The sequence below is a fragment of the Ureibacillus suwonensis genome, assembly GCF_042655065.1.
In the GTDB taxonomy this organism is placed as follows: Bacteria; Bacillota; Bacilli; order Bacillales_A; family Planococcaceae; genus Ureibacillus; species Ureibacillus suwonensis.
Genome location: NZ_JBHSNQ010000156.1, coordinates 1 through 9,075 on the forward strand (window position 1 = coordinate 1; position 9,075 = coordinate 9,075).

Genomic DNA, 9,075 nt, shown 5'->3' on the forward strand with positions numbered 1-9,075 from the left:
TTACCCAAAACTTAGCGAAAATAAAAACAGCTTAGGGGAACCTCGAATTTCCCCTAAGCCATCCGATTACATATTACCAAATAATGTCACTAAAATTTATTCACCAACACCATTTGACAAAGAACCATTGAAGGGCTACATATCCGAGTTTATTGATTAACAATGGCTGGGGTACCAGGATTCGAACCTGGGCATGACGGAATCAAAATCCGTTGCCTTACCACTTGGCTATACCCCAATAAAATGGTGGAGGGGGGCGGATTCGAACCGCCGAACCCAAAGGGAACGGATTTACAGTCCGTCGCGTTTAGCCACTTCGCTACCCCTCCAAATATATATGGTGGAGGATGACGGGATCGAACCGCCGACCCTCTGCTTGTAAGGCAGATGCTCTCCCAGCTGAGCTAATCCTCCTAAAATGAAGAAAAAAATAATGACCCCTACGGGATTCGAACCCGTGTTACCGCCGTGAAAGGGCGGTGTCTTAACCACTTGACCAAGGGGCCATTCGCCTTTTCGCAAGACAAGAGTTATATTACCATGATTTTTTTTACTATGCAATAGAAAATATAATTTTTTTCTAAAAAAATAAAACTACCTTTAAAGGAAGTGACCCCTTCAAGGTAGCTGTACGCAAAATCACCACACAATCCGTTGACGGCGCCGGTAGATTCCGCCTTTTTTAAGGCCTTTCCCTGTCCCCAAATAATGTTCACTAATTGTTTTATCTTCCAACAAAGCGGCAGCTTCGCCTTTCATTACAACCCTTCCGTTTTCAATGATATAACCGTAATCGGCTATGGAAAGGGCGATATTGGCATTCTGTTCAACAACCAGGATGGTCAACCCTTCTTCTTCATTAATTTTTTTGATATTATCAAAAATTTCCTTTACCAGAAGCGGTGCTATCCCTAATGATGGTTCATCAAGAAGCAGCAATTTCGGTTTTGCCATGAGTCCCCTGCCAATGGCCAACATTTGCTGTTCTCCGCCGGACAAATATCCCGCTTTGCGATGTTCGAGCATTTTCAATTTAGGAAAGTATCCGTAAATTTTTTCAATATCCTTTTTTATGGCAGAACGGTCTTTTCTTGTATAAGCCCCCGCATACAAATTTTCTTCCACAGTCAAGTCTTTGAAGATTCGACGGCCTTCCATGCACAAAAAAATTCCTTTTTTCACCAATTGATCCGGTGAAGTATTGTTTATGATTTCTCCTTGAAATTCTATTGTTCCGTCTGTAATATGCCCATCTTCCGCCGCCAAGAGTCCCGAGATGGCTTTTAATGTGGTGGATTTCCCCGCACCATTGCTGCCAAGCAAGGCAACAATTTGGCCTTCCTTGACATGCAATGAAATTCCTCTCAATGCAAGTATCATTTTTTGATATACCGCTTCCAAATTATTTACACGGAGCATTATTTTTATCCCCTTTCATCAACATTAAAGAGAAAAGGGACAATGTCGTTTTGTCCCTTTTCGGATTTTCTCCATCTATTAATCGTTATGGCTGAAGTAATCAGTAATCGGCTCCCATTTTCCATTTTTTACAATACCCAAACGAATCTTTTCTGTTCCGGCATGATTATCCGGTGCAAATGATACGTTTGCGGCAAGTCCTCCCAAGTCCAGATTTTGAATGGATTCAAGACCTTCACGAATTTGTGGACCTGTCAAATCTCCATCAGGGTATTTTTCAGCAGCGATTTTGATTGCTTCAACCATTATTTTTGCAGCAACCCATCCCTGTACAAATTTTTGGTTGATATCATCAATCGTCTTGCCTTTTGCATCCAAATACTCTTTAATTTCAGCCATCCCTGGCATATCTTCATATGGAAATGCGTGGGAAAGGATGCCCATATATCCTTCGGCAACATCCGCTCCAACGATATCAATGATTCCTTCTCCCGCTGCCCAGTTTAAACCGATAAATTGCGTATCGATGCCCAATGTTTTGGCATCACGCAAAATGGTTGAAGTCGCTCCCCATGTTTGTTGAATAATCGCATAATCCGGATTTTTCTTTTCCATATTCAGCAATTGGGATTGGGCTTCTGTTGCCTGAACATCAATCACCTGTTCATCTACCACTTCCACTCCGACTTCTTTAGCATAGGCTTTGATATCTTCAATCGGTGATCTACCGAATGCTGTATCATTATAAAGAAGCGCCAGTGTCGGAGGGTTGTCACCTTCATGATTTTCAACAATCCATTTCAGGATTGCCCGTCCTTGATCGGAATAAGAAGCGGCGGTTAAGAAATTATATGGACTTTCTTTAATATTTTTCAAGTTTTCGGAATAGGAAGCTGAAATGAATGGCAGCTGATCAGAAGCAACTTGTTGTCTTAACGCTTCCGTATCCCCTGTACCCCAACCTAATATGGCAACAGCCTTTTCCTTGTCACGCAATTCTTGATAAAGTTTTTGCGCTTCCGGAATTTGATAAGCGTAGTCTTTACCGATTAGTTTTAAATTCAGCCCTTCCACTCCACCTTTCATTTCCAAATACTCGAAGTAAGCTTTTTCCCCTTCCGCATAAGGGGTTCCTACATCTCCGGTACCTCCTGTAATATCATACAAACCGCCAACAACGACGGTTCTCTTTCCGTCGGATCCGGATGAATCGGAAGAAGTGCTTGGACTGGCCGAATCTTGGCCTCCGCATGCTGAAAGAATGAGCAACAACACCCCTAGTAAAAACCCCAATAAACTTTTGCGTTTCAACATCTGATCCCCCTTGTTTTTTATATAATTAATTTTTTATCAACCTTAGTAAGAGAATGGCCAGACTCTAAAATAGTTTTTAATGTTTTGCCAAATATGCGCTAAACCGCCCGGCTCAAAAATTAGGAAGAGAATAATCGCCAAACCGAAAACGAATTCTTTGAAGGCGGAGAATAATTGGTAAAGATCCGGCATGTAGGCGGTTAACAGGTCAACGACAGAAGTGAGTCCAACCGGCAACAAAGTGATGAAAATTGCCCCTAAGATGGAACCCAGGATGCTTCCCAATCCGCCAATCAACACCATGGCGAGGTACTGAATGGAAACTTGAATATTGTAAAGTTCCGGGCTCACAATCATTGTGTAGTGAGCCAGCAATGCACCGGCGATTCCTACGAAAAAGGAACTGATAATAAAGGCCAACACCTTATAGTAAAACAAGTTGATGCCCATGATTTGTGCCGCAATATCCCGGTCCCGAACCGCCAAAAACGCCCGCCCGACCCTTGTTCTTAACAGGTTTACCGAATAAAGTACAGTCAACATTAAAATGATGATGGTTAAGTAATAGTAAGAAGCATTCGATGTGAGAACATAATTTCCAATGACCGGCCGGCTTAATACCATCCCTGCCGTCCCGCCCGTCACTCTGTCCCATCGGCTGATGATGAATGTAATGATGACTTGGGCGGCGAGTGTAGCAATGGCCAAATATAATCCTTTCAGCCTTAGTGAAGGGATTCCAAACAAACCTCCCACCAACGCTGTGACAATCCCCGCCAAAGGAAGGGATATCCAGAAACTTAATCCATAAGTTGTTGTCAAAATGGCTGTTGTATATCCTCCAACCCCTAAAAAGGCGCCGACTCCGATTGAAATCTGGCCGGTAAATCCCGTCAAAATGTTCAATCCGATGGCGCCAATTGCAGAAATGGCGCATAGCGTCAACAAACCCACCCAATAGTTGGAGGCATATAGCGGCAATGTCAGCAGAATGATCAATAAAATGAGCCATTTTATGATTTCACTCTTTGTACCAAAGAGCTTCATATCCTTTTTATAGGAAGTTTTATAGTTTCCGCATTCTCTCACAAACAAATTCCTCATCTGATTACACCCTCTCAATACCACGGCTGCCAAATAAGCCATGTGGTTTTAGCATTAAGATTAAGAGAACGACAATGAATGGCACTACATCTTTTAAACCTCCCCCTACGAGAGGATCCAAATAGCCTCCTGCCAAGTTTTGAATGATGCCAATCAGAAATCCTCCAATAATCGCACCGATGACACTATCAAGACCTCCAAGAATGACCACGGGCAAAACCGTCAAACCGATGGCAGACATCGTAGGGTTGACTCCATTGATGTTTCCAAGCAAAATTCCACCGATGCCGGCAACCATTGCGGCAATCATCCATGTCACCGCTAAAACAAACTTCACGCTCATCCCCATGGATAATGCAGCTTGCCGGTCGTCAGCTACGGCCCGCATGGCAAGTCCAATCTTGGAAAACTTGAAGAAAATCGAAAAAACGATCAACAAAATCACGACAATGATAAAGGACCATAAGTAGACGGGAGTGACGATGATGCCTCCCAAATTTAACGGTGTCTGAGGAAATACCGGTGGAAATGTTCTGGTTGAATGCCCCCAAATAATATGGACTGCACCCGCGAGTAAACTGGATAATCCAAGAGTTGCCATGATGACGGAAATGGTTGGGGCATTTTGCAATTGCCGAATGACCAGTCGCTCGACAACCAACCCCAGGACAGCGCTAAAGATTAACGTACCTATAAACGCTGCAAGGAAAGGCACGTTTAATGAGGTCATGATGACTAAGCAAATGTACGGACCAAATAGAACAAATTCGCCATTTGCAAGATTCAGCGCACCACTTGCCCGATAAATCAATACAAATCCCAAGGCAACAAGACCATAAATGCTGCCGACGACAATCCCATTAATAAGCATTTGCAATAAGAACATCCTCAGTCACCTCCAAATTCCTCTCCAATTGAATGATGCGCAACGGAATTTCCGCTTCCGATATGCGGACTTGAACCGTCCCATTGTTGGAATACATTGCATCAATAAGATCTTTATAAGTGTTTTCCACATGATTCCTTCTGATTTTTAATGTCCGTGTCAGTTCACCGGCATCTGCCGTGAACTGTTTGGGCAACAGGATGAATTTTTTCACCCGTTCTTGCGGCGGCAATTCGTCCATCAGCCTTATCATTTCTTGCTCGATGAATTCAATCACATCTTTATTTACAGATAAATCAGAAAATTCTGTATATATTACCCGCCGTTTGTCCGCCCATCTTCCAACCGTAGTCATATCTATGTTAATGAGCGCCGTCAAAAATGGACGGTTTTTTCCCACTACAACGGCTTCTTGAATATAAGGGCTGGACTTTATGATATTTTCAATTTTATGAGGATAAATTTCTCCTTTCGGCATGACGATGACGTCTTCTTTCCGGTCTAAAATAAATAAATGACCGTCTTTATCAATAAACCCTTTATCTCCGAGGGAAATCCATCCATCCACGATCCATCTTTGATGTTCCGGTTTTAAATATCTGGAGAAGATCGCATTATTTTTCAAATAGACAAGACCGTCGATCCCAATTTTCACTTCCGTATTCGGAAGCGCCACTCCGGAACTGCCTGCTTTGATGTCATCATCCCGTTGGACAATGGCAATTCCTGCAACTTCTGTCCCGCCATAGGTCTGTTTAATATTCACTCCGATGCCATGGTAAAAATAGAACGCTTCAGGATGCAAAGCCGCTCCTATCACATAGGCCCTTCTCGTTCTTGCAAATCCCAAGTGGTCACGTATCGCACTAAAGACAATGGCATCTCCAAGGAAGTACATGAATCGATCAAAAGCGGATAAGCGGATTTTTTCCAACTTTGCTTTTGCCCGTTTATCCCCGTATTTTTTGAACAATTGATACACTTTTCTTTTCAACCAGCTGGCTCCCTCTAAACGCACCTGCACATTGGACATGATTGATTGGTACACTCTTGGTGAAGCCACCACCGTTTGGGGACCAATTTCTCTTAAATCGCCGATCACCGTATCAGGCCGCTCCGGAAAATTCACTGTTAGCCCTATTACAATAGGGATTACGATGCCCATAATTTGTTCATGGATCCATGCAAGCGGTAAAAAAGAAAAGTAGTCATCCGTTTTTTTCATTTCATCCAGTTGAATCAAGTTTTTTGCCGCTTCTATCAATTGATGATGGGTATACACAGCCGCTTTGGGATCTCCGCTGGTTGCCGCACTATAGGAAATGAGTGCTTCCTGATGACCGCTTAGCAAAGTGATTTGTTGTTCAAAGAAAGCAGGGTGTACTTTTAAATGTTCTTCTCCAATTTTTAATAACTCTTTCATGGAGATTAATTTGGGGTTTTGGTAATGACGCAACCCCCGAACATCATAGTGGACAATATGTTCAACAAACGGGATATCCTTCTCAATGGATAACAATTTATCGACTTGTTCCTGGTCTTCCACAATAACGATTCTCGGCTTCAGATCATTTAAATAATATCGGATTTGCTCTGGCAAAGATTCCTGATAGATTCCCGCCGAAATTCCGCCAATGGTTTGTGTTGCGAGCTGGGCATATAACCATTGGGGTTTATTTTCCCCGATGATTGCGAGGATTTCTCCCGCCTTGAAATCAAGATGCTTATGCAATGCAATCGAGAGTTTTTTGACATTTTCTAAATAATCGTTCCATGTGATTTCCTTCCATATCCCCAACTGTTTCTGCCTTAAAGCGACTCCAGAGGAATCCTGATTTGCCCGTTCTACTAATAGAAATGGCAACGTCACCTCTTTTACCATGTTTTTCCCCCTTCAATAACGGTATCCTCTCCAATATAAGCTTTAATAACATCTGGATTTTCTCTGACTTCTTTTGGCGTGCCAAACCCTATCCGTTTTCCAAAGTCCAGCACCGCAATGTGATGAGATAAACTCATGACCACTCCCAAATCATGTTCGATCAGAACCACAGTCGTTTTCATGACTTCGTGCATATCCAGGATAAATTGCGACATCCTTTCCTTTTCAGCGCCGTTCATGCCAGCCATCGGTTCATCCAACAAAATTAGCTCCGGATTCAACGCTAATGCCCGTCCAACTTCCACCCGTTTTTGAAGGCCATAAGGAAGGGTTCCCACCGGTTTGTGGCGAATGTCTTGCAGCTCCAAAAATTCAATCACTTCCTCCACTTTTTCGCGATGTTCAATTTCTTCCTTTGAAGCCTTTCCAACATAAATTCCGCCGCTGAACACGCCGGATTTCATCAAAGTATGTCTGCCCAATTTAATATTGTCCAACACCGACATATGAGCAAACAAAGCGATATTTTGAAAGGCTCGGGCAATTCCCAAGGCAGTCCGTTCATAAGGCTTCATGTCCGTTATATCTTTTCCTTTATAGCGGATGGATCCACTCGTCGGTTGATACAATCCGCTAATACAATTCAGCATGCTTGTTTTTCCTGCCCCATTTGGACCAATAAGTGAGAATATTTCACCTTCATTGATAGAAAAAGAAACTTGATCTAAAGCTTTTACTCCTCCAAAATGCAATGAAACATTTTCTATCTCCAAAATCGGCCCCAACAAAGTTCCCCCTTCAAATTTATTATTCTTAATCAACTATTGATGGACAAAATGTTTTGTATTATATATTACCGATTTTTCTTTTTTATGATTAAAATTTTCTGCTTTTCAACATTTTTTATCATTTACAATCTTCCTGATCTCCAAATTACTGACGGAAAATACTAAGAAGTTATTTTAATATGATATTTTTTGAAGAAAATCATTTGATAGATGAATTATGTATGGGGAAAATTATTTTATTGTTAAATAAATGCTTTTTCTACTTTCATTCTTAGTTTTTTCAGGGGAAATGTTTATAAGGAACGAAAACTTTCGGAAGGATTCATCAAACAATGCAGAGGAAGGCATTTAGACATCTTGGGGTGAAAAAAGGCAATAAAAATGGCTCCGAAGGTAGGATTCGAACCTACGACCAATCGGTTAACAGCCGATTGCTCTACCACTGAGCTACTTCGGAACGGTTTTAACAAAATTTTATTTTATTGAGTACAGATTACATTATAACCATATTTTCATTTTTTTCAAGTAGTAAATTTAAAAAGTTTTTCTTTTCCGTTTTTTCATAAAGAAGAACGAGGGAAGACTATGAAAAACTCTTTACAGCACTTCAAAATGACTATATGAAGATTCCATCAAAAGACAAAAACCATTTGGTGAAATTATTGGATTCTTGCATCTATTCGATTGACCATCAACAAAAATATCGTTGGATCCGTATGAAAGAGATGAAGAGGGGAATGAAATCACCGTTCATTCCCATGATGTAAAAGGCTCGATTATGGAAATCGCAGAAAGGCAAGGAAGACGGGATTTTCAACAAATCTTTTTATCGAAATTGCGAAATAACTAATCGCATTGCTTTAAATCATAGATGCAGTAATCCAATCCCCCCGTAACACTGATTTACGGGGGGTTTAGGATTCAACATCCTCATGCCTATATCCCTCATGGCATATCGATAAAATATTTCATTGAATTTATAGTATTCATCTTACATTATTTTCGAAAAAATCATCTTCAAAAAAACCTTTTTAATTCAATTCTGCTTCATTATTAAGAATGAATAGACTGTCGGTCTTTATCAGTATGGATTTCACTTGAAAAAGAGTCCTGCTCTCGCAGGGGGCCCCCCAACTCCCATCGGCGCTAACTCCGAAGCACGTTGACCGGCGAATCTCTGCGTCAGCTTCGGCGGTCCGGTGCTCACGTACCAAGTACGCTCCGCTCCGTGCCGCCTCGCTTCCTTGATCTTCTTGGTCCCCGTGCTTCTCGTCTGCTTCTAATTGGTTTGCTGTTTCGCTTTTTGGTTCCTGCTTCTATATCGCGCCGAGCTGACCTTCGGTCTTTGGTAGTTGGGGGCAATAAAAAAAAGCCACTACCGACTTTCTGTCAGTAATGACTTTTTGAGCCTAGCGACGTCCTACTCTCGCAGGGGGAAGCCCCCAACTACCATCGGCGCTAAAGAGCTTAACTTCCGTGTTCGGTATGGGAACGGGTGTGACCTCTTTGCCATCATCACTAGACTTGTTTTATGTATTGTAGAGAGGTTGTTCTCTCAAAACTGGATAACGGCATTGAAAGCATTTCTTTTGGTTAAGTCCTCGATCGATTAGTATCCGTCAGCTCCACACGTCACCGTGCTTCCACCTCGGACCTATCTACCTCATCGTCTTTGAGGGATC

6 protein-coding genes, 5 tRNA genes and 2 rRNA genes are annotated in these 9,075 nt (G+C 42.0%); all 13 read right to left on the minus strand.

The window, feature by feature from the left end; all coding sequences use genetic code 11:
- Positions 1–163: 163 nt before the first annotated feature.
- Positions 164–238: transfer RNA gene (locus ACFPOH_RS11830), tRNA-Gln, on the minus strand.
- Between the two features lie 6 nt (positions 239–244).
- Positions 245–329 (minus strand) — tRNA-Tyr (locus ACFPOH_RS11835).
- 9 nt (positions 330–338) lie between these two features.
- A tRNA-Val gene (locus ACFPOH_RS11840) sits at positions 339–414 on the minus strand.
- A 20-nt stretch (positions 415–434) separates the two neighbouring features.
- Positions 435–506: transfer RNA gene (locus tag ACFPOH_RS11845), tRNA-Glu, on the minus strand.
- Positions 507–639: 133 nt separating this feature from the next.
- Positions 640–1,419 (minus strand): ABC transporter ATP-binding protein, encoded by a 780-nt coding sequence (locus ACFPOH_RS11850; protein ID WP_342580604.1) that lies wholly within the window; start codon positions 1,417–1,419, stop codon positions 640–642.
- Positions 1,420–1,497: 78 nt separating this feature from the next.
- Positions 1,498–2,733, minus strand: a complete 1,236-nt coding sequence (locus tag ACFPOH_RS11855; RefSeq protein ID WP_390309815.1) for an ABC transporter substrate-binding protein — start codon at positions 2,731–2,733, stop codon at positions 1,498–1,500.
- Between the two features lie 42 nt (positions 2,734–2,775).
- Complete coding sequence (locus tag ACFPOH_RS11860) at positions 2,776–3,837, minus strand: branched-chain amino acid ABC transporter permease (protein ID WP_390309817.1); 1,062 nt, start codon at positions 3,835–3,837, stop codon at positions 2,776–2,778.
- Positions 3,838–3,841: 4 nt separating this feature from the next.
- Positions 3,842–4,723, minus strand: coding sequence for a branched-chain amino acid ABC transporter permease (locus tag ACFPOH_RS11865; protein ID WP_342580607.1), 882 nt, complete (start codon positions 4,721–4,723; stop codon positions 3,842–3,844).
- Positions 4,698–6,605 carry an AMP-dependent synthetase/ligase gene (locus ACFPOH_RS11870; protein ID WP_390309819.1) on the minus strand — a complete coding sequence of 636 codons (1,908 nt, stop codon included), beginning with the start codon at positions 6,603–6,605 and terminating at the stop codon, positions 4,698–4,700. The genes ACFPOH_RS11865 and ACFPOH_RS11870 overlap by 26 nt, the downstream gene beginning before the upstream one ends.
- Positions 6,599–7,390, minus strand: a complete 792-nt coding sequence (locus ACFPOH_RS11875; protein ID WP_342470930.1) for an ABC transporter ATP-binding protein — start codon at positions 7,388–7,390, stop codon at positions 6,599–6,601. The genes ACFPOH_RS11870 and ACFPOH_RS11875 overlap by 7 nt, the downstream gene beginning before the upstream one ends.
- Before the next feature lie 385 nt (positions 7,391–7,775).
- Positions 7,776–7,850, minus strand: a tRNA-Asn gene (locus tag ACFPOH_RS11880).
- A gap of 950 nt (positions 7,851–8,800) precedes the next feature.
- Positions 8,801–8,916 (minus strand): 5S ribosomal RNA (gene rrf, locus ACFPOH_RS11885).
- A gap of 66 nt (positions 8,917–8,982) precedes the next feature.
- A 23S ribosomal RNA gene (locus tag ACFPOH_RS11890) occupies positions 8,983–9,075 on the minus strand; the annotation flags it as partial.